At 71.5% G+C, this 20,881-nt stretch carries 19 protein-coding genes; 9 read left to right on the top strand and 10 right to left on the bottom strand.

What is annotated here, in order from left to right; all coding sequences use genetic code 11:
• Positions 1–72 precede the first annotated feature (72 nt).
• On the bottom strand, positions 73–657 hold the full coding sequence (locus FRCN3DRAFT_RS0222860) for a TetR/AcrR family transcriptional regulator (RefSeq protein ID WP_007511376.1): 585 nt from the start codon (positions 655–657) through the stop codon (positions 73–75).
• 89 nt (positions 658–746) lie between these two features.
• Here FRCN3DRAFT_RS0222860 and FRCN3DRAFT_RS0222855 point away from each other — a divergent pair, with 89 nt between their 5' ends.
• From FRCN3DRAFT_RS0222855 to FRCN3DRAFT_RS0222845, 3 genes are all read left to right on the top strand, one after another.
• A complete protein-coding gene (locus FRCN3DRAFT_RS0222855; RefSeq protein WP_007511378.1) occupies positions 747–1,085 on the top strand; it encodes a DMT family transporter in 339 nt (112 codons plus the stop codon).
• A gap of 261 nt (positions 1,086–1,346) precedes the next feature.
• Positions 1,347–2,198, top strand: a complete 852-nt coding sequence (locus tag FRCN3DRAFT_RS0222850) for a mycofactocin-coupled SDR family oxidoreductase (protein WP_007511380.1) — start codon at positions 1,347–1,349, stop codon at positions 2,196–2,198.
• 279 nt (positions 2,199–2,477) lie between these two features.
• Positions 2,478–3,695 (top strand): cytochrome P450, encoded by a 1,218-nt coding sequence (locus tag FRCN3DRAFT_RS0222845; RefSeq protein ID WP_007511382.1) that lies wholly within the window; start codon positions 2,478–2,480, stop codon positions 3,693–3,695.
• 21 nt (positions 3,696–3,716) lie between these two features.
• Here FRCN3DRAFT_RS0222845 and FRCN3DRAFT_RS0222840 read toward each other — a convergent pair whose 3' ends face one another.
• Positions 3,717–4,628 (bottom strand): alpha/beta fold hydrolase, encoded by a 912-nt coding sequence (locus FRCN3DRAFT_RS0222840; RefSeq protein ID WP_007511384.1) that lies wholly within the window; start codon positions 4,626–4,628, stop codon positions 3,717–3,719.
• Positions 4,629–4,655: 27 nt separating this feature from the next.
• Between FRCN3DRAFT_RS0222840 and FRCN3DRAFT_RS0222835 the strand changes: the two genes are divergently transcribed.
• From FRCN3DRAFT_RS0222835 to FRCN3DRAFT_RS0222825, 3 genes are all read left to right on the top strand, one after another.
• Positions 4,656–5,264 carry a TetR/AcrR family transcriptional regulator gene (locus FRCN3DRAFT_RS0222835; protein WP_007511385.1) on the top strand — a complete coding sequence of 203 codons (609 nt, stop codon included), beginning with the start codon at positions 4,656–4,658 and terminating at the stop codon, positions 5,262–5,264.
• 326 nt (positions 5,265–5,590) lie between these two features.
• Positions 5,591–6,700, top strand: a complete 1,110-nt coding sequence (locus tag FRCN3DRAFT_RS45755) for a sensor histidine kinase (RefSeq protein ID WP_007511387.1) — start codon at positions 5,591–5,593, stop codon at positions 6,698–6,700.
• Positions 6,688–7,506, top strand: a complete 819-nt coding sequence (locus tag FRCN3DRAFT_RS0222825; protein WP_007511389.1) for a response regulator — start codon at positions 6,688–6,690, stop codon at positions 7,504–7,506. Before FRCN3DRAFT_RS45755 ends, FRCN3DRAFT_RS0222825 begins: the two co-directional genes overlap by 13 nt.
• A 307-nt stretch (positions 7,507–7,813) precedes the next feature.
• On the opposite strand, the gene FRCN3DRAFT_RS0222820 is transcribed toward FRCN3DRAFT_RS0222825, so the two are convergent.
• Positions 7,814–8,359 (bottom strand): DUF3592 domain-containing protein, encoded by a 546-nt coding sequence (locus FRCN3DRAFT_RS0222820; protein WP_131803568.1) that lies wholly within the window; start codon positions 8,357–8,359, stop codon positions 7,814–7,816.
• A gap of 323 nt (positions 8,360–8,682) precedes the next feature.
• On the opposite strand from FRCN3DRAFT_RS0222820, the gene FRCN3DRAFT_RS0222815 reads away from it, so the two are divergent.
• Positions 8,683–9,717, top strand: a complete 1,035-nt coding sequence (locus FRCN3DRAFT_RS0222815; RefSeq protein WP_007511393.1) for a patatin-like phospholipase family protein — start codon at positions 8,683–8,685, stop codon at positions 9,715–9,717.
• Between the two features lie 6 nt (positions 9,718–9,723).
• On the opposite strand, the gene FRCN3DRAFT_RS0222810 is transcribed toward FRCN3DRAFT_RS0222815, so the two are convergent.
• The 7 genes from FRCN3DRAFT_RS0222810 to FRCN3DRAFT_RS0222780 form a co-directional block, all read right to left on the bottom strand.
• Positions 9,724–11,016: an ABC transporter substrate-binding protein gene (locus tag FRCN3DRAFT_RS0222810; protein ID WP_007511395.1), complete on the bottom strand. Its 1,293-nt coding sequence runs from the start codon at positions 11,014–11,016 to the stop codon at positions 9,724–9,726.
• A 397-nt stretch (positions 11,017–11,413) separates the two neighbouring features.
• Positions 11,414–12,346, bottom strand: a complete 933-nt coding sequence (locus tag FRCN3DRAFT_RS54230) for a thioesterase II family protein (protein ID WP_007511397.1) — start codon at positions 12,344–12,346, stop codon at positions 11,414–11,416.
• Between the two features lie 57 nt (positions 12,347–12,403).
• Positions 12,404–13,000: a hypothetical protein gene (locus FRCN3DRAFT_RS0222800; RefSeq protein ID WP_007511399.1), complete on the bottom strand. Its 597-nt coding sequence runs from the start codon at positions 12,998–13,000 to the stop codon at positions 12,404–12,406.
• Positions 13,001–13,200: 200 nt separating this feature from the next.
• Positions 13,201–14,409: a beta-1,3-glucanase family protein gene (locus FRCN3DRAFT_RS0222795; protein WP_007511400.1), complete on the bottom strand. Its 1,209-nt coding sequence runs from the start codon at positions 14,407–14,409 to the stop codon at positions 13,201–13,203.
• A 187-nt stretch (positions 14,410–14,596) separates the two neighbouring features.
• On the bottom strand, positions 14,597–16,132 hold the full coding sequence (locus FRCN3DRAFT_RS0222790; RefSeq protein WP_007511403.1) for a glycoside hydrolase family 18 protein: 1,536 nt from the start codon (positions 16,130–16,132) through the stop codon (positions 14,597–14,599).
• A 102-nt stretch (positions 16,133–16,234) separates the two neighbouring features.
• A complete protein-coding gene (locus FRCN3DRAFT_RS0222785) occupies positions 16,235–17,692 on the bottom strand; it encodes a sensor histidine kinase (RefSeq protein WP_027140851.1) in 1,458 nt (485 codons plus the stop codon).
• Positions 17,689–18,396 (bottom strand): response regulator transcription factor, encoded by a 708-nt coding sequence (locus tag FRCN3DRAFT_RS0222780; RefSeq protein ID WP_027140850.1) that lies wholly within the window; start codon positions 18,394–18,396, stop codon positions 17,689–17,691. Before FRCN3DRAFT_RS0222780 ends, FRCN3DRAFT_RS0222785 begins: the two co-directional genes overlap by 4 nt.
• 54 nt (positions 18,397–18,450) lie before the next feature.
• On the opposite strand from FRCN3DRAFT_RS0222780, the gene FRCN3DRAFT_RS0222775 reads away from it, so the two are divergent.
• Positions 18,451–19,041, top strand: a complete 591-nt coding sequence (locus tag FRCN3DRAFT_RS0222775) for a hypothetical protein (protein WP_035929136.1) — start codon at positions 18,451–18,453, stop codon at positions 19,039–19,041.
• A gap of 167 nt (positions 19,042–19,208) precedes the next feature.
• The gene (locus FRCN3DRAFT_RS0222770; protein ID WP_007508920.1) at positions 19,209–20,837 is read left to right on the top strand and encodes an ABC transporter substrate-binding protein; all 1,629 of its coding nucleotides are present in this window, start codon (positions 19,209–19,211) and stop codon (positions 20,835–20,837) included.
• The last annotated feature ends 44 nt before the right edge of the window (positions 20,838–20,881 follow it).

Below are 20,881 nucleotides of genomic sequence, written 5' to 3'. Positions count from 1 at the left end.
TGGTTCTCGCCGGTCGGCTACGGCGCAGTTGTTTGCGAAGCAGTTGTTTGCGAGCGCTTACTCTCTAGGATCCTAGCCGCACTCGTCGGCCCGGGTCGCCAGGTCCGAGCCGTCGGCGATGGCCTGGGCGGCGGTCGCGAGGTCGTCGACGCCCAGGGCCAGCTCGTCGGGCCGGTCGGTACTCAGGTCGAGGTGGAACCCGTACAGGCTGGAGTCGACGAGCCGGACGATGCGGCCGACCCTTTCCGGGGGAGCGCCGCAGCGGACGAGGTAGGCCTGTAGCGCCCGCACCCATCGCTCGTTCGCCTCCCTGACGATGGTGGCGAAGCGCTCCTGGCCGATCAGCCCGGTTGCCGCGGCCTGCACGTAGACGTCCGTGCAGCGGTGGAGCGGGTCGGTCTGGAGGGCCGCCCACAGGGCGTTGACGCCCTGGCGTACTCCGGCGACGCCGGCGAGTGCGTCGACGGCGGCGACCGCCCGGTCCTCCGCGCGCGTGACGACGGCCGCGACCAGCTCATCGCGACTGCCGAAGTGGTAGATGATCATCCGGTCGCTGGTGCCGATCGCCGCGGCGACCGGGCGGAGCGTCAGACCGATGAGACCGTGCTCCAGCACGTGATCGGTGACCTGGTCGAGCAGGTCCTCTCGGCGTCCCATGAGGCCCACATAGTAGGGGCGTAGCGATTGCTACATCCAGACGTAGCGAGTGCTACGCTTGTAGCGTTCGCTACGTTCGGAGGGACGTCATGTACGCAGCCCTTGCCATGCTCGCCACCGCGATCGGCAGCGAGGTCGCGGCCTCCGCGCTGCTCCCGCGCGCCGACGGCTTCAAGGACCCGCTGTGGTCCGCGATCGTGCTGTTTGGCTATGGCCTGTCCATCTGGCTGCTCGCCCTCGTGGTCCGGACCCTGTCGGTGTCGGTGACCTACGCGATCTGGGCGGGCCTCGGCACCGCGGCGGTGGCGGTGGTCGGCGTGTTCTTCCTCGGCGAGGCGATGAGCTGGGCCAAGGGCGTCTCGCTCGGGCTGATCATCGCCGGTGTGATCGGCCTGAACCTGGTCGGCTCCTCGGGGTCCGTCGCCTGAGCGGGCGGCCCCACGACCGCCTCGGAGTCGCCCGGATCCCATCGGTGACTCCGAGGCGGTCGCTTGACGCTCCCGTCGTCGAGCGGAAATATCCAATATCTAGAGGGTGTGCCGCGAGACCGATCGCGAGACCGATGGGGAATCGTCGCCGACGGCTACACCGGTTCCAAGCGCTCCCGGGGTCTGGTGCCGTTCACCGACCCCGGCCGGCCGCCGGTTGCCTGGCCGCACCGACCGCTCGAACAACCTGGAGGACTCAGCATGGGCAAGCTCGATGGCCGGGTCGCGTTCATCACCGGGGCCGCGCGCGGCCAGGGCCGTAGCCACGCGGTGCGGCTTGCCGGGGAGGGCGCGGACATCATCGCGGTCGACCTGTGCGAGCAGATCGCGAGCGTGCCATACCCGCTGGGGACGCCGGAGGACCTCGCGCAGACCGTGAAGGAGGTCGAGGCGCTCGGTCGGGGCATCGTGGCGGTCAAGGCCGACGTGCGGGAGCGGTCCCAGCTGCGCGCGGCGCTGGACGAGGGGCTGGCCCGGTTCGGCCGGCTCGACATCGTCCTTGGGAACGCGGGTGTCTGCCCGTGGGACGACCTGTCGCTGGCCGGTGGGTTCGTCGACGGCACCGACGTCGACCTGATCGGCGTCATGAACACGGTCGCGGTCAGCCTGCCGCACCTGAAGGCCGGCGCGTCGATCGTCCTGACCGGTTCGACGGCCGGGATGATGAAGGGCACCACCGAGGTGATGGGGAACACCGGCGGGGTCGGCTACTCGTGGGCCAAGCAGACGGTGGCCCGGTACACCGAGGTGCTGGCGTTGCAGCTGGCTCCGCACAGCGTGCGGCTCAACGCGATCCACCCGACGAACGTCAACACCAACCTGCTGCAGAACGACCGGATCTACCGGACGTTCCGTCCCGACCTGGAGAACCCGACCCGCGAGGACGCGGAGCTGGCGTTCCCGGTGCTGCAGTCGATGCCGATCCCGTACATCGAGCCGAACGACGTCAGCTCGCTGGTGCTGTTCCTCGCCTCCGACGACGCGAAGTACATCACCGGCCTCAACCTGCGTATCGACGCCGGCGGCATGCTCAAGGGCGAACCAGCCCTCTGAGCCCGCTCCGGCGCGGGAACGCGTCGGGCGTCTCGTGGTAGCGGTCGCCCCCGCGTCGTGTCGCGACGCGGGGGCGGCGGCGGTGTCCGCCCCGCCGCCCCGACCGTTGCGGCTGGCCCTTACATCTAGATATATTGCGAGTCCTGGAGGCGGGTCCGCCGCCGGCCTGTCGGCGGGTACCCCGCCGGGCCAGATCCCGACCGCGGTCGGGACGGCCGCCTGGCCGGGCACCGGTAGGGGCGCCGTCCAGTCGCATCCGCTGGCGGCAAAGGACCGGGTATGGATCTGGAAGAAGCGTCCGGCGTCTTCACCGACCCGCGCGCGTACGCGGACGAGAAGCGGTTCCACGCCGCCACCGCGCTGCTGCGCCGCGAGTCGCCCGTCCATCGGGTGGAGTCGGCGAAGTACGCGCCGTTCTGGGCCATCACCCGGTACGACGACGTCATGGAGATCGCGCGCGAGTCGGAGCTGTGGCACAACGCGCCGCGCACGACCGTGAACCAGCACCCCGACGCCCCGGCGCCGCCGGTGCGCACGCTCGTGCAGATGGACGCGCCAGACCATCTGGTCTACCGGCACATCAGCGCGGACTGGTTCAAGCCGGCCGGCATCCGCAAGCTGTCCGACCGGATAGCCCAGCTCGCCAGACGCTACGTCGACCACCTGGCCGAGCTCGGCGGTGAGTGTGACTTCTTCCGGGACGTCGCCGCGCACTACCCGCTCTACGTGATCCTGTCGCTGCTCGGGATGCCCGAGGAGGACTTCCCGCGGATGCTGAAGCTCACCCAGGAGCTGTTCGGCGCCGACGACGCGGAGATGGCCAGAGACGGGAGCGACGAGGCGGCCGGGCTGGCGCTGCTGGACTTCTTCCAGTACTTCCAGGGGCTGATCGCGAACCGCCGGGAGAACCCGACCGACGACCTCGCCTCCGTGATCGCCAACGCCACGATCGAGGGGGATCTGATCGGGGAGCTGGAGGCGGTCGGCTACTACGTGCTGATCGCGACCGCCGGCCACGACACGACGAGCGCCGCCATCTCCGGCGGGATGCACGCCCTGCTGGAGAACCCGGAGCAGTGGCGGCGGCTGTCCGCCGACCCCTCGCTCGTGCCGACCGCGGTCGACGAGATGATCCGCTGGGTATCGCCGGTCAAGCACTTCATGCGTACGGCCGTGAAGGACACCGCCGTGCGCGGGGTACCCATCCCCGCCGGCGACGCGGTGCTGCTCTCCTACCCGTCGGCGAACCGGGACGAGACCATCTTCGAGCGCCCGGACGTCTTCGATGTCGGCCGCACGCCGAACAGGCACGTCGGCTTCGGCTTCGGCGCCCACTACTGCCTGGGCACCCACCTGGCCCGCCTGGAGGGCCGTGCCCTCTACGCCGAGCTGGTGCCCCGGATCCGGTCCATCGAGCTGGCCGGCCCCGTCGAATACGTCGAAACCCTCTTCGTCGGCGGCCCGAAACGTGTCCCCATCCGCTACGAGATGGCCTGACGGGGATCCCGCCGCCTTGCCCTACCCCCGTAGGGAGCGGTCCTGCGTGGCGTCGAGGAAGGCGAGAAGCCGGGCGTTGACGTCGACGTCGTCGCCGCGCTGGAAGCCCGGCCCGTGGCCGACTCCGGGCAGGATCTCGGCCTGGCCGTGCGGCATGAGCGCCACCCGAGCCTGAGCGCGCGCGGGGTGCAGCAGCGGGCTGCGCTGCCCGATCAGGACAAGGGCCGGTGTCTCGATGGCCCGGAGATCGTCATCGGACAGCGGCTCGGGGGCGGGCCGCCGGGTACGGAACGCCCGCGCACCCGTCAGCAGGACCTTCCTGAGCTCGGGGACGACCAGGACCGGGTTGTCCAGCCAGACCGCCAGCCGTCGGCGCAGCGGCGGCGGAGCGAGACCGGCCATCCCGTTCAGGTACATCAGCCAGATGAACCGGGCGCTCACCTTCTCCAGCCCGCCCGGATCGAGCGCGGTCACGCTCATGAGCCGATCCGGTGCGTGCAGCGCCTGGTTGAGGGCCAGCCAGCCGCCGTAGGAGTGCCCGATCAGATGTGCCTGGGAGACGCCGAGGCCCGCAAGGGTCTGGTCGAGCCAGGCGGCGCTGTCGGGCGGGTCATGGAGCGGGCGGCGGGCGACGCTGCGGCCGGGGTCGCCGATGGTGTCCAGAGCGATCACCGGGTGCCGGGCACCAAGGGCGTTCAGGAACGGGTACCACTGGACCGCGTTCGAGCTCGCGCCGTGCAGCAACACGACCGGCACGCCGGTGTCAGGCCCGTAGCGGTGCACATGGGTGGTACCGAAATCGGTCTCGAGGTCGGCTTCCGTCCACGGTGTCGGCCACAGCGCGGCGAACGCCGCGTCGTAGGCGGCGAGGAACCTGGCACGCTGCTTGTCACCACGGAACCGGCCGACCGTTCGGTCTTCCCGAGCTTTCATGGTACGGTTGTACCACGAAAGGATGCGATGCCGAAACGGGTCGACCACGACCAGCGCCGCCGCCACATCGCCGACGCGCTGCTGCGCGTCGCGGCCGCACAGGGGTTGCACGCGGCCGGGTTCCGGGAGGTGGCGGCCGAGGCCGGGGTGTCGGTGCGGCTGGTCCAGTACTACTTCGAGACCAAGGAGCAGCTGCTGCTGTTCGGCCTGCGCCGGGTCGGTGAGCAGTTCACCGAGCGGGTGCAGCCGCGCCTTGCCTCCGGCGTGCTGCCTCCCGCCGGCCGGGCACGGATCGAGTTCGTCCTGACGGCGACGCTGCCGCTGGACGCCGAAAGTCGATCGCTCTACGTCCTCTACAACCAGTACTTCGCGCTCGCGCTCACCAATCCCGCGCTGGCCGCCCAGCCCTACGGGAGCGACCCCGATGCCCTCGAGACATGGCTTGTCGAGCAGCTGCGTGCCTGCCAGGCCGACGGGCGGCTGGCCCCTGAACGGGATCCCGTCGCCGAGGCGTCCATCGTCCTCGCGTTGACCGTCGGGCTCGGCAATGCGGTTCTCGCCGGCCGGCGATCAACGGACGACGCGCGACGCCTCCTCGCGTGCCACCTCGACGACCGACTCGGCCCGCAGGACTGAATCGTCCACGCGAGACCGTGAGCGGCCGGGGGAGTGGACGGTGTTGCGCTCAGGACCGTCAGACTGGTGGCCATGTCGCGGGTCATCGAGGAATATTCCCGCAGGGTCGGTACTGTTAGTACGGGAACGTCTTCGGCGCTGTGTGTGTGACAGTAGTGTGGGTCTTGGTTGGGGCCCGGTGGGGCGACCATATCTGGCGTTGTGACATCGACCATCCTTGCGGTGTCCTCGGATCTCCTGCTCTTAGCCAACACCGACTGGATAGCCAACACCGACGGCGTGCGTGTCGATGGGTCGGGGGCGCGCGGACAAGGGATGGGGCGTCGGTGGGAGTCGTAGAGCGCACCGAGGAACGGCTGGCACGGATGATCGCCTATACGCGGTCGGCGACGTCGTGCTTTCTTTTCATCCCGCCGGTCTTTGCGTGGGATCGCCTGCGTCACCCGTGGCTCGCGGTCGCGGTAGCACTCATGGGCGTGGTCGAGGCCGCGTGCCTGCACCATCGCCTGCGGAAGGTCAGGAGCACGCGGGACGGCCAGGCCATCGCGTTGGATGTGGGGTTCTCTCTGCTGCTGATGGTGATCGGGTCGCGTGCGGCCAGTGCGGACAGCCGTACGACGGTGATGACGGTCCTGCTGCCCTTCGCGCTGGTGTGCCCCGCCCTCCTCGGGTTCGGGGTCCGAAGGCCGGTGGTCGGCGCGGCGATCGTCTCCGTGCTGGGACTCGGATGGTCGGGGGCGCTGTACCCTAACTACACCGTCAAGATTGCTTCGGATTTGCTGGGGTTCGCCCTTTGGTTCGTCGTCGCGACGCTGATTGCCCGCGAACTGCGCAGTCTTGCTCAGCAGACGCTGCAATCGCAACAGGAAAACGCACGCATTGAACGGGAGCTGTCCAGGCGGGAACGAGAAACGGTTGTCGAGCACGCCAGGAGGGACGCGCACCGAACCATCCACGACTACCTGCTACCGGTAGTGGAGCGAGTGGCGAGCGGTGCCACCGATGAGCCTGTTCACGAAGCGGCGAGGCAGGGCGTCGCCCGGGCTCGCTGGTTTCTGGCCGACATACGAACGAACACGCCGTTCACCAGGCAGATCGGGGACGTCCAGTCGATGTTCCCAGAGATCACCACCGTGATCGACATCGAGTCCGACCCACCACTGGAGGTCGCCGACGCGGTTGTCGCCGCAACCAGGGAAGCGCTCACGAACGTCCGCAAGCATGCGGGTCGAGACGTCGCGGCCCATCTTTACGTGCAGGCCACCGCCGGGTCGGTCGAGATCGTCGTGAGAGACCGGGGCAAGGGTTTCGACACGGCGGCTGTCAGCGCGGGCGGGGGCCTTGGCCGCACCTTCCCGGCGGTGGAGCTGGTCGGGGGGACGGTCTCGATCACGTCAGGCGACGGCACCAAGGTCGTGATCCGATGGCCCGGCTGAAACCTCGCGTGGCGATCGTCGACGACCACGTACTGCTGTGGCCCGCGCTGAGTACCTCCCTGGCGGACTACGGCTTCGACGTCGTCGCCCAGGTACCCGCGATCGCCGAGCTGCCAACGCTCGACCTGGATCTGGTCATCTGCGACCTGCATCTTCCGCGAGGCCTTTCCGGAGCGGCGGCCGTCGCCGATCTCACCCACCGCGGTGTGCCGGTGCTCGCGCTGTCGGGGGTGGCCAACCAGGAGGTCGTCCTCGATGCCATCGAGGCCGGGGCGATCGGCTTCGTGGAGAAGACCTCGCCTGCCAGCCGGTTCACTGTCGCCGTCGAGGCGGCGGTCACCGACGGCTGTCATGTCTCCGCGCAGCTGGCCGGATTCCTGCTGGGCGACCACCGGCGAAGGCCGTTGCCGTCGGGTGACCTGTCCGCCCACCAGCTCACCGTCCTGCGTGAGCTTGCCAAGGGCGAGGACCTCACCGAGGTCGCGCTGAGCCTCGGGATGAGCCGAGCCCACCTTCTCGACCTCGTCCGGGCCGCGCTGGACCTCGCGCGGGAACGTCGCAGGCGGCTGCGGCTGACCCCGCTCGAGCTACGGACCGTCACCTTGGTGGCCTGTGACGGGCTCAGCAACGAGGGCGCCGCCGCCGAGCTGTCGATCTCGCCCTGGACCGTGACCAGCAGGCTGGAACGGGTGCGGGACAAGTACCAGGAGCTGCACCCGGAGGTCAGCCCCCGGATGAGACCGCGGGACGCCGCGAGGGCCTGGGCGGTCGAACTGGACCTGTGCCGACGCCAAGTTCCCAACTGATTGGGATTCCGGTACCGGCACACCTGCCCAATACTTTGCTCGAGGGCCTGGCCCGGCGGTCCGACTCGGGGGAGGACCGCCAGGCCGGGCCCGGCCCGGAGATTGGATGGGCCGCCGTTGTCGCCTGTCAGACGGGCGGGCGGCGTGTCGTTCTCCGGGGCAATTCCCGGCGCCGGCGGCAAACGGGGGAGCCGCCGGCGCCGTCATGCCGCGAAATGGTCGGCCGTCGAGCGGAGCCGCTGATTCCGCGGCCAGTTCGTGGCATTCCGGCCGGCGCCTCCCGGCCGCGGCCGTCCTCAGGACGGCGTCACACCGGCGAGGCCAACCTGGACGCGGTGCCGACGAAGGTCACCAGCGCGGCCAGCGCGGTGATTGCCGCCCACAGGTCGTATGCACCATGGGTGAAACGCTCGGCCTCGACCTTCCCCGGGTTGTCGGGGTCGTACAGGAGGTCGACCGCGGTGCCTACCGCGTAGTTCCCGTCGACTCGCTCGACGTGTTCCTTCCCTGCCAGGTCCCGATATCGGACGGTGGTCAGGTCAGGAGGAGCTGGCTGGCTGAGGTCGGTGATGATGCGTTCCTCAACGTGAACCGACGTACCGGTCACGTGGACGCCGTCATCACGATGGTCGACCAGGAAGTGCGCGAGAAAAGCAAGCCCGGCGGCGCACGCGAAGCCGACCAGCGTTTCCCAATCGACCAGCTTGCCGAACGAAAACCGATGTCGAGGCCCGCGCCGTACAGGATCTTTCTTCGTCACGGCGACACTGGCCGACCAGACTCGTTCTGGATACCGAACATGCGGCCATGACCTCCGGCAATGATCTTCTTGCGAGGGCGGTGGCAGGCGCACGTGGGCGCGTCCAAGAGGCCGGCCGCGATCCGCCGCCAGCTACCAGCGCAGGATAGATCATCCACCTCGACCAGAGTCGCTGAACCGCGGTTGCCTTCGCCCGCAGGCGCAGGCGAGGGCGGCGGCGAACACGGCGGCCGCACCTCTGACGGATGCGCGCCATACCTGTGAGTGCTTGGATCCTCTCTGTCCGTCATGTGGCATAGGGCGCGGTGGTGTCGGTGTTGGAGTGAATGTCATAGCCTGACATTGGCTTCGGGCGGCGGTGTCCTCCAGGCGGGGCAGCCAGCCCGGCAGGCGACTGGACATGCCCGGGAGGTCTGATGACCGTGCCGCTGCTCCCCTCTCAGCCGTCGTTTCCCGCCGTCCCGTCGCCGGACGGCGCCCTCGGCCTCGCGGCCGGCCCGCGAGCTCGCGGCGCGGGCGGCGATCCCGAAGGCTCACCTGACGCCGGGGAGAGCTCAGGCGGAGGCAGGGTCGCGTTCGTCTTCCAGGGCGGAGGCAGCCTCGCCGCGGCCCATGTCGGCATGCTGCGGGCGTTGACCGAGGCGGGCATCGTCCCGGACCTCGTGGTGGGCGCCTCGGCCGGCGCGCTCAACGCCGTCGCGTATGCCAGTGATCCCACCTTGGCGGGCATCGACCGCACCGCCGCGGTGTGGGCATCGATACGTCGCAAGGACGTGGCGCCGCTGTCCGCACGCGCGCTGGTGGGTGGGCTGATCGGCCGGCAGGACGGGCTGGCCTCCAGCGCCGGGTTGCGCCACCTGATCGAAAGTGGGCTGGTGGTTCCCCGGTTGGAGCAGACGGTCATCCCGGCCCATGTCGTCACCACCGACCTGGAGACCGGGCGCCCGGTCGTGCTCTCCCGCGGCGACGCCGTCGAGGCCCTGCTGGCGACCTCGGCCTACCCAGGTGTCTACTCGCCGGTCACCATCGAGGGGCGGAGGCTCATCGACGGGGGAGTGAGCGCCGACACGCCAGTCAGGCAGGCCGAGAGTCTGGGCGCGACGACGACCTACGTGCTGCCCTCGGTCGGCCCCACCCCCGTCGCCGCTACCGCCGAGCTCGTCCCGCACGGGGCGTTCGCGCTGGCACTGCGCGCGATGAACCAGATCCTCGGGAACGCCGCCCGGGCCGACATGTCCGCCGTCCGTGGCACGGTCTATCTGCTGCCCACCCCGGGCACGAAGACCGTGAACCCGTTCGACTTCCGCGGCACCCGGGCCCTGATCGCCGCCGGCTACCGGCTGACCCTGGACTGGCTGCGCGACCCCGCTCCGGTTCCGACGTCGCCGCCGGTCTCGTCACCGGCCCGGTCCCGGACCTCGATCGCGGCACCAGCCACCAGACTGGCCTGAGGGTCGTCAGGGCTGCTGGTTCAGGGCGTTCATCCGTTCCCGGGTGATCACGACGCCGCATTCGGGCTGGTCGTCCGGCTCGAACCCGTCACCGCCCTGGCTGACCCGGATGACGTCGTAGCAGACCGAGACGTTCTGATAGTTCGTCGAGAGGCTGATGGCGTCCTGCGGTGTCATCCCCGCGCTGTCGTAGTCCTTCACGCCGCGCAGGCCGGAGATGAACGACTCCCTGGTCGGGCACCGTCCGGCCTCCTTGAGACCGCGGATGAACAGGTCGGCCGAGAGCCAGCCGTCGACCGCGCTGTCCTGCGTCGCCGGCTGGATCTCCGGGGAATAGGCGTTCATCGCCCGCACGAATGTCTGCTGCCCGGGAGTATTGATCTCGAAGGGCTTGATATTGGTGAAGATCGACACACCGGCCAGCGACTGGCCGAACCTCGCCAGGTTGCTGCCGTCGTAACCCTGGGGCATCAGCACGACCTTGAGCTTGCCGCCGAGAGTCAGGCCGAGTCTGCGCAGCTCCGGCAGCAGGTTGGCCGCCGTCTCCGGAAGCAGAACGCCACCGATCGCGTCGACGTTCGCCGCCCTGATCTGTCGAGCGACACTCTGGTAGTCGATCACCGCGCTGCTGGTCTGGAACGTCTTGACGACCTTGACGCCGCGGGCCCGCAGGCTCGCCACGAACTGCTGCGTGAAGTCGCCGCTGGTGGCGCTCCCGTCGATCGCGAAGACGGCCGCGCGGGTGCCGCCCTGCTCGAAGACGTACTTGCCCCAGGCGGTGCTGGAGCCGTCGCCGTCGTAGAACCACGAGAACATGTTGTTCTTGCCGAGCCAGCTGGGGTCGCTGGCGGGGCCCGTGACCGGGATACCGCGCTCCTGCAGCAGGGCGGCCGAATCCTTGCCCGCGCTGGACCCGTAGATGAACCCGAAGACCTGCTCCTGGTCGAGGAGCTCCTGGACCTTGGTCACGTTGAGCCTCGGGTCCGCCTGGTCGTCCCGCCAGGCATAGGTGACCTTGCGGCCGAAGACGCCGCCCTCCTCGTCGTTGGCGACCTGGAGCCGGGCGTCCACGCCAGCCCGGAAGGCACGCATGCTGCTGGCGGACGGGCCGGTGTCGCTCCAGGTCATGCCAGCCTTGACCGCCGTCGGCGTGATACCCGGCGCGATGGATCCGCAGCCTGTACCGCCGGCCGCGCCGCCGCCTGTGGGGCCGCAGGCGGCCAGGCTGGCGGCCAGGCTGCCGGCGCCGACCGCGAGCGCGACGGTCCTGAACGCTCGCCGACGAACTGGTAGCGACATTGCGGGCAAGCTCCTCTGCGCAACAACGGCGGCGGCCGTCCGGCTTTGCGAACCTCGCGTCTGCTGCCTCGGAAGACCGCTCCGAATGTTGCTCGCGTCACAGTTGACTGGCGCGGTGCGGTCCGCCGGGGCTTTGGATCTCCCCCTGGCGCCAATGCCGGCTGTGATGTTATCGACCACCCACCCGACAAAAGAAACCGCCTCCGGCAAACGCCGGGTAAACATTCGGTTATTCATTGAACTTGATGTACTGAGTGCATCCGGCTGTACTGGCGACACGGCTGACGGTCGAACCCGCGGCGCGCTCGTACACAGCCTGTGGGCTTTTTAACCTACGACCGCTTAATTTGCGCCGCGATTGCGGTCGCGAGCCCCGTCATGAGCCGGCCGCGCCCACTCACCCGGGATCTGGCCGTCCGTCCCGCGATGGTTCCCGCTGACCGGCGAGCCGTAGACGCCGCACCAGCTCGGTAACGACCGGGGCCGGGTCCTCGCGCAGGTAGAAATGCCCGCCCGGGAAGATCATGCCGTCGAAGGACGCCGTGGTCGCGTCGGCCCAGGCGAGGACGTCCGCCACCCGCACCGTCAGGTCGTCCGCGCCGGCGAACGCCACGATGTCCACCGGCAGCCGGACGTCCGACGGCGGTCGGTAGGTCTCGATCAGCCGGTAGTCGTTGCGGATGATGGGCAGCAGGTAGTCCAGCAGGTCCTCGTGCTCGAAGATCGACTCGTCGGTGCCGCCCTGGGCGCGCAGCACCTCGACGAACCGCGCGCGAGACAGCGTGTGGTCCTGGCCCGGGCGAACGACCGTCGGCGCGGCGCGCGCGGAGACCACCAGCAGGCGGACGAGTCCCGGCCGGCGTTCCCGCAGGCGGCGGGCCGTCTCGTACGCGACGGACGCGCCCATGCTGTGGCCGAACAGCACCAGCGGCACTCCGGTCTCAGCGGAGTCGGTGGTCTCAGCAGAGTCGGTGGTCTCAACCGATTCGGGGGTCTCAACAGATTCGGCGGTTCCAGCGGAGTCGGCGGTCCCCGCGGCGCTGGGCCGGGCCGCGTGAGCGGGCGACTCCCAGGCCTGCGCCTGGTCGGCGATGGCGGCGGCGATGCCGTCCACCAGCGGATCCATGGCGTCCACCAGCGGCTCGGCGCTCCGGTTCTCCCGGCCGGGGTACTGCGTCATCCACACCTCGACGTCCGCGGGAAACTCCGCGGCCCAGGTCCAGTACGCGTTGGCGGTACCGCCGGCGTGCGGGAAGACGACGACGCGGTACCGGGCGTTGGGGCGCCGCTGGCGGCAGCGCAGCCAGACCGAGGAACGCGCCGCGGTCATGCGCCCGCCCCGGACGCATCGACGCGGCGGTCCGGCCGAATCCACGCGACGGGCATCTCAGGAGGCGAGCAGCGAGCGCGCGTCGCCCGTGTCGAGGCGCGTGCCGCTGTGCTCGGTGCGCACGAACGCCTCCACCACGTCGATTTCGAGCATCGCCCACCGCTCGCCGAGGTCGAACAGGTCGCCGGTGGGATGCCGGTCGGCGAAGTGCTCGGTGAGCCTGGCCGTGTCCGCCGCCGGTACGGCGGCCACCCAGCCGCCGAAGGCGACCGACACCCAGCGGGTCTGCCCGGCCACCGGTCCGCAGAACTGGAAACGGCAGGCCTGGTCGCCGTCGATGAGCAGGCGGCCGATCGCCAGCGGCGCGAGCAGGACGAGACGGTCGACGGCGGCCACCGGCCAGGCCGCGTCCAGGTTGGCCGCGGGTTTCTTCCTCAGGTCCACGGATCCGAGGCTCGTCGGCTTCTGGGCCGCGGCCGGGTTCGGCGTGCCGTCGAGGCGGCGGGTGGTGAAGCGCAGGCCGTGGGCGACCCGGCCGCTCCAGAGGGCGAGGCTGCCGTAGTCCGCCGACGCCGTCAGAGCGCGGGCGACCGCCACCAGCTCGGGGTGACGCGGGGCGGCACCGCTGCCGGTGACACCTGTCGTCTGCTCCACCGCGTCCTCCACTATGGCTCCCTTAATATTAGGTTTGCCTAACCTAATGGAGGGGATCGCGCGCCACAAGCCCGTGTCCAGGCTCAGTCTGATCGTTTCGGGGCCGTTTCGGGGCCATTTCGGGACGACGGTGCGGGCGAGGAGAGGGTTGTTCGGCCCACGCCGGCGCCGCCGGGGGCCGGAGCGGCGGCGGCCCCCGGTCAGAACGGGGTCAGGACCAGGGTGAGCTGGGACGGGGCGTGGTCCTCGACGTAGGAGGCCTGCCCGGCGACGTCGTCGAAGGCGAAGCCGTAGGCGCGGTGGTTGTCGGTGTGCTCGTGCAGGACCCGCGCGTAGTGGTTGGTGACGGCGTCCTGGTAGTAGGCGCCCGGGTCACCTGTGGGCTGCTCGGCACCGGTCAGCAGCGTCGAGCGGTTGAACCCGGCGGCGAGGACGGCCGCGACCGGCCCGGTGACCCCGTCGTTGGGAGCCGCGAGAGCGCCGTCGCAGAAGAGGACGTCGCGGGTGCTCGGCCGGCCGAACGCGGCCACCCCGCCGTCGAAGGCCAGCGCGCCGCCGGTCACCCGGCCGGTGACGCGCCGCCCGGCCGCGTCGACGGTGAGCCCTCCCGAGGCGTAGCGGTTCCACACCGCGTCGATGTACGAGTCGTAGTACGTGGCCGGGAAGAGCCCTGCCTCGATGCCATGCCCCGGGGCGATGACCCGGACGTCGCCGACCACCAGCGGAGCGAACGCCGGGTTCGCGCGGAGCGCGGCGAAGATCGCGTCACGGCCGCCGGGCACGACCTGGCCGGTGGTCTGGTCACCGTCTCCGTGCAGCCGCAGCAGGAGCGGGACGCTGAACATGTCGACCATGGTCGTGTTGCAGAACATGCCGGCCGCGTTGTGCGTGAACTCGACGAAGTCGTGCAGCACCGCGTACCCGGGCGCGTCGCGCACCCAGCCGGCCGGGTACTGCAACGCCGGCCTGCCGGCCCCGTCGGCGACGATCCGGAAGTCGAGCCTCGCGCCGATCGAGACGTAGATCCGCCCGGACATCCCGGTGGGGACGGCGGCAACGGTGTCGCCGTCCGCCACCAGCGGGATCGCGATGTCGCCGCCGTCCGCTCCCAGCGCGACCTCGGCGACGCTTCCGTCCGCGCGGGCGTAGACCTGCCGGCCGGTGCTCAGGTCGGTGCCGACGACGTAGAACCAGATCTCGCGGTTCGCGTACCGGTAGGTGTGGTTGACGATGACCAGCGGCAGCGGCGTGCCAGGGATGTGGGCCGGGATGTCGACCGCCGCCTGGCTGGCGGCCAGCAGCGCGGCCTGGCCGGAGCCGCCGGAGCGGGTGGCGGCGACGGCGCCGCTCACGCCGGCGGTGGCCAGCGCGGCGGCGCCGCCGACCAGCAGGGAGCGTCGGTTCAGCATCACGGTCTCCTCGGGGGTGACTTGAAGGCGAGAACCTCGGGCGGCACCGGCCGCACCGATGGCACCGACGGCGTCGACACGGCTGGTGTCGACGCCGCCGGCGGTGTCGACGGCGCCCCGGGAGGGGGACGGAGGAGGCCGCCGTCGACGCCGGCCGCGGCGGCAGCGTGGCCGCGACCGGGGCTCGCTAGCCGCTGGTGGCGGCGGCGAAGATCCGCGTGAACTCCAGCGGCTGCTGGGTGAGGCTGCTGCAGGTCGCCTGGGCGTAGTCGGCCGGCCCACCGGGGCACGGCTGGTCGCGGGTCAGCGACCACATGGACCACCAGGCCAGGCCGTGCTGCGCGGCGAACGTGGCGACCTGGCGGGCGTCGGACTGCCGGAAAACCTCGGTGCGCACGTCGTTGACGCCGATCATCGGGGTGACCGCGAGCCGCGACCAGGCCTCTGCGTCCGAGAGCCCGAACACGCCCCTCACCTGGGCCTGCGTGGCGGTGACCGAGTCGATGGCGTAACCGCCCATCCGGCCGTCGGGGTTCGGCGCGACGCCGTCGCCGAAGTCCATCGCCATGACGTTGACCGCGTCGACCCTGACGCCGCGCTCCCGCGCGTTCTCGAGCAGCGCCACGCCGGTCTGGGTGAGCCCGGAGGGGAGCACCGGCAGCGTGAACGACACGTCGAGGCGCCGGCCCTGCGCCGACGCGTCCCGCTGGAGCTGGGCGATCGCCTGGGCGCGCCGGTCGTTCGCCGCCGTGTCGGACAGCGACGAGCCCTCGATGTCGAAGTCCACCTGGCTCAGGCCGTAGGTGCTGACCACCTGGCCGTAGGCGGCGGCCAGCGCGGCCGGGCTGCCGCAGGCACCCGCGAGCTCGGTGCCGTTCGCGCCGCCGAACGAGACCCGCACGTCACCGCCCAGCTCGCGCAGCCGGCCGATCTGGCCGGGCACACCGTCCTGGTTCAGCTCGGACACCCCGCCCCACCTGGGGGAGCAGCCGCCACCGCCCGCGAGCACGAACGCCAGCGTGTAGGTCCGCACACCGGTGGCCTGCGCGGCCGCGACCAGGTCGTACGGCGGGTACAGCGAGGTGTCGATGTAGGGAGCGAAATGGCCGGATCCGCTACCGGACCCGCCGCCCGGCGGGGTGGTGGCCGGCGGCGCGGTGGTCGCCGGCGGCGCCGACGTGGGCGTCGCCGGAGCGGTCGCCGGCGGCGAGGTCGGCGACGAGGGCGCGGACGGCGGGGCGGAGGTGGCGACCGGTGGCGCCGAGGTCGGCTGCCCCGGGTCGCCGGACGGCACGCACGGGCCGCCGTCGATCCGGCATCCGGTCGGGTCGGCGACGCCGCCCGGCGTGCTCACCACGAAACCGACGTCGACGGCCGCGTCGGGGGCGAGCTCGGGCTGCCACTTCGGCGGGGTGACGGTGACGTGCTGGCCGTCCACCCGGTGCTCGGCGTTCCACAGCGAGGTGAGCCGCGCCCCGGCCGGCAGGTCGAACTCGAGGGTGAACCCGCGGGGTGACCCGGTCGTGTTCGTCACCCGGTACTGGGCGGAGTAGCCGGTCTCCCAGGCCCCCGTCCGCGCGTACGCCGCCCCGAAGACCGACGCGGAGGCGGTGCCGGGAATGGTGAGCGCCAGGACGAGCCCGGTCACGGCCGCCAGCGCGACCGCCGTACCGGAGATGATCTGCCGGCGGCGTCGGCGGTGCCGGCCCTGCTTCGACGACATCGTGGTGTGACCTCCTTGGGAGCCCCCGCAGGCGGACGCTAGCCAGCGCGCCGGCCGGCGCAGCCCCGCCTGAGGCAGCCGAGAAGGTCTCTTAGGACTGGCTTAGGAAAGCGCGCGCCAGCGCCGGCTTCGCCGTCTCCGCCGCCGTGCCCGCCCCGCGCCGTGGCCGGCGGTGGCGGTGGCGCGCAGGCGCAGCCGGATCTCGGCGCCGCCCAGCGCGGACCGCCCGACCGTCAGCTCGCCGCCGGTCGACGCGGCCACCCGGCGGGCGATGTCCAGGCCCAGCCCGGTGGAGCCGGCGCCGCCGGCCCCGGCGCCGCGCCGCAGCGCCTCGGCCGGGTCGGTGATGCCGGGGCCCGCGTCCGCGACCGTGATGGTGACGGCGCCGAGGGCGGGACCGGAACCGAGGGCGGGACCGGAACCGGAGGCGGAGGCGGGCGCGGCCCGCAGGGTGACCGCGAACCCGACGCCCTCGTCGGTGTGCTGGAAGACGTTGCCCAGCAGCGCGTCGAGCGCGGCGACCAGCTCGGCCCTGGCGACGGGCACCGGCGCGTCGCCGGCGTCGGCCGCGGCCCCGGTCAGCCGCCAGGGGCGTCCCTGGTCCTCGGCGAGCACCGACCAGAAGTCGACCCGGTCGCGGACCACCTCGGCCGCGTCGCAGCTCGCCGCGGCCGGCCCGCCGGCGCCGCGGTCGCGCGCCGCCCGGATGATGTGGTCCACCTCGCGCTCCAGCCGCTCGACGGCCAGCTGGACCTGGTCGGCCGAGCCGGCGTCGGCCAGCGCGGCGGTGTTGAGCCGCAGCACGGTCAGCGGGGTCCGCAGGCGGTGCGACAGGTCGGCCGCCAGCTCGCGTTCGGCGGCGAGCAGCTGGCGGACCCGGTCGGCCATCGTGTTGAACGCGATGGCCGCGTCGCGCACCTCCGGCGGCACCCCGGTGCCCGAGGTGGGCACCCGGGCGTCGAGGTCGCCCGCGCCGAGCCGGCGGGCGGTGGCGGCGAGCCCTCGGGTCGCGCGCACGGTGCGGCTTGCCAGCCGGTCGGCGACCAGCACCGAGATCGCGACCAGGCCCACCGCGAGCCCGCCGAGCACCAGCCAGGCCGTGTGCACTCCCTGATTCATCGACGAGGCGGGCACGAACACCTCGACCACGGCGATCCGCGCGTCGCTCACGGCCACCGGGCGTAGCAGGACCGAGCCTCCCGGCGCGTCGAGGACCGCCGCCTGCCCGGTAGTCGCGACGGCGGCCAACTGTTCACGCGTCACCCGCGACGGGCCGATCGTGGTCAGCGCGCCGCCCGTGCCGCCCGCGCCGGCCGTGGCGGGCAGGTGGACGGCGGCCAGGCCGTCGGCCCCGCCGCGGGTGGTGGCGAGTGCCCGGTCGAGGGCGAACGGGTCGGTGGTGATCGCCAGGGCCGGCCCGAGCTCGGCGGCCGTCCGCTCGGCCCGGACGAAGGCGCGGTCACGCGCGGTCTGGGCGACGATCAGCGCGAGTGGGATGAGGAAGGCCAGCGCCACCATCGACGTGACCGCGATCGAGACCCGGATCAGCTCCCGCCTCATGCCGCCGGCGCCTCGAGCTTGACGCCCACCCCGCGCACCGTGTGCAGGTAGCGCGGTCGGGCCGCCGTCTCGCCGAGCTTGCGCCGCAGCCACGACAGGTGCACGTCGATGGTCTGGCCGCCGCCGTAGGCCTGGTGCCACACCGCCGCGAGCAGCTCGTCGCGCGTCACCACCACCCCGGGGCGGGCGGCGAGGTAGGCCAGCAGGTCGAACTCGCGGCGGGTCAGGTCGAGCGGCGTGCCGGCCAGCGTCGCCGTCCGGCGGCGGCCGTCGACGACCAGCTCCGCGACCCGTAACGGCGGGCTCGCGACGGTCGCCTGGCCCGCGGCGTCCCGCCCGGCCGGGCTCGCCCGGCGCAGCACGGCGGCGACCCGGGCGTTGAGGTGCGCCGGCGTGAACGGCTTGACGAGGTAGTCGTCCGCGCCGCTGTTGAGCAGCCGCACGATGCTGGCGTCGTCGTCGCGCGCGGTGGCGACCACCACCGGAACGTCGGTCACGCCGCGCAGCATGCGCAGCGCGGCGGCGCCGTCGAGGTCGGGCAGTCCCAGGTCGAGTACGACCAGGTCGCAGCCGACCTGCGTGACCTCGCGCATCGCGTCCAGGGCGGCGCCGGCGCTGCGCACCGCGTGCCCGGCGGCGGTGAGGTGACGGACCAGCGCCGCCCGCACCGACGGATCATCCTCGACCACGAGCACTGTCGCCATACCGCCGTACCGTAGAGCCCGTCGACCGATATGTCCGCCCTGTACCATGCCGACGTGGCCAGGTCGCTGCGCCGCCTCGCCCTGTGGACCATCGGCACCGGGCTCGCCGTCCTGGTCTCCTGGTTCGGCGTCCAGCGAGCGCTCCCGCTGGAGACGGCCGCGGGGCTGCCCAAGGCCGTCCCGGTCGGGCCGCTGATCTCCCCGTCCGTCGCTGCGAGCGCCACCGCGCCCACGGCCGGCGTGTCCGCGACGACCGCGCCCGGCCCCGCCGTCGAGACGCCCGCGACGTCCGGGCCGGCGGCGGGGGAGCCGGGGCCCGGAGCTGGGGCCGGAACGGCCGGGGTGACCGCCGGCGGTGGCCCGGCGGGGTCCGCCGGCGGGCAGGTCTCGCGGCCGCCCGCGGCGGCCCCGGCCACCTCGAACGGCGCCGCCGTCCGGAGCTACCAGCTGACCGGCGGCCGGGTCGTGCTGGAGATGACCGAGACCTCGGCTCGGCTGGTGTCCGCGACCCCGGAGCCGGACTGGCGGGTTCAGGCCTGGGAGGCCGACGGCTGGCTGCGCGTGGACTTCAGCCGGGACGGCGCCGCCACCTCGTCCTGCTTCGTCACCTGGAACGGGCATCCCCCGTCGGTGCAGACCACCTGAGCTGAGGCCGCCGGGTCGACGGACGACGGGTCGGGTGCGCTGACCGGTCGCGCCTGTGACACGGTCATGTCTCTACTTTTTCACTTTGTTCATCGGAATTGACGACAAAGTGCCTGGCTGGCTAGCGTTCCCCGACGGTCGTCCAACGAGGAGGAGAAGAGACCGTCGTGAATCAATCAAGACAGTCCGCACCCACCCGGTGGGCCGTGGCTGTGGCCGCGCTCGCCGTCGGCACGACGTTGCTGAGCGCCTGTGGTTCCGGTGGTTCCTCCGACGGCGGCGCGCCCGCGAGTGCCGCGCCGAAGCCCGGCGGCACGTTGACCTTCGCGGTCGGCTCGGACATCGGCTGCGTCGACCCGCAGCAGGTCGGCAGCAACGACACGGTCTACTCGACGCGCCAGCTCGTCGACTCGCTGACCGACCAGGACCCCGACACGGGCAAGATCGTTCCCTGGCTCGCGCGGAGCTGGGAGATCAGTGCCGACGCGAAGTCCTTCACCTTCCACCTCAAGCCCGGTGTCACGTTCAGCGACGGCACGCCGCTGACCGCGCAGGTGGTCAAGGACAACTTCGAGGCGATCCCCAAGCTGGGCGCCCTCGCCCAGCTGGGCGCCGGCTATCTGGGTGGCTACGCCGGCAGCAAGGTGATCGACGACCAGACCATCGAGATCGACTTCCAGCAGTCGAACGCCCAGTTCCTGCAGGCCACCTCGACGTTCTCGCTCGGCATCGTGTCCGAGGCGAGCGTCAAGAAGACCCCGCAGGCGCGCTGCAGCGACGGGGTGATCGGCTCCGGGCCGTTCGTGCTGTCGAAGTACGTGCCCAGCCAGTCGATCTCGCTGACGAAGCGCACCGGCTACACCTGGGGCTCGTCGCTGTTCACCAAGTCCGGTGACGCCTACCTGGACGCGCTCGAGTTCAAGGTGGTGCCGGAGGCCGGTGTGCGGACCTCCAGCCTGCAGTCCGGCCAGGTCGACGCGATCGGCGCCGTGGCCCAGGCGGACGAGGCGGCACTGGAGGGCAGCGGCGCCCAGCTGCAGGCCCGGGCCAACCCGGGTGTGCCCTTCGGCCTGAGCTTCAACAACTCCAAGGCGCCCTACACCGACCCGAACGTGCGGAAGGCGATTGGTCTGGCGATCGACCGGCAGCAGATCGTCGACACCGTGTTCCCGACCGGGACCAAGCCGGCGACGAGCATCCTCTCGCACACCACGCCTAGCTACGTCGACCTCAGCTCCAGCCTCACCTTCGACAAGGCGAAGGCCGGCTCGCTGCTCGACGCGGCGGGCTGGAAGCTTGGCGCCGACGGGATCCGGCAGAAGGACGGCGCCCCGCTCTCCCTGACGATCACCTGGTTCGCCAACGCCGCCACCAACCAGCCGGCGATGGAGCTGGTCCAGCAGCAGCTCAAGGCCGTCGGCGTCCAGGTCGAGCTGAAGCAGCTCCAGATCGCGCAGATCACCCAGATCCTGACGGGCGCCGACTTCGACGTGCTGTGGGGCAACCTGACCCGGGCCGACCCGGACATCCTGCGCAGCCAGTACTCCACCAAGGGCCTCAACGCGTACAAGATCCCGGTGACCGAGCTGGACACGGTGCTCGCCCAGCAGGCCGCGGAGCCCGACGCGACGAAGCGCGCGGCGCTCGTCGAGCGGGCTCAGCGGCTGGTCGTCGACAACGCCTACGTCGTCCCGGTCGTCGAGCTCGAGACCGAACTCGGCGTCGGCAAGAACGTCCACGACCTGAAGTTCGAGGCGTCCAGCCGCATCCAGCTGCACGACACCTGGAAGAGCTGACCGACTGAGCACGCGGCCCCGCCCGCGGTCACCTGGCCGCCGGC

Source organism: Pseudofrankia saprophytica (assembly GCF_000235425.2).
Taxonomy (GTDB): domain Bacteria; phylum Actinomycetota; class Actinomycetes; order Frankiales; family Frankiaceae; genus Pseudofrankia; species Pseudofrankia saprophytica.
This window is presented reverse-complemented; position numbering and strand designations above follow the sequence as displayed.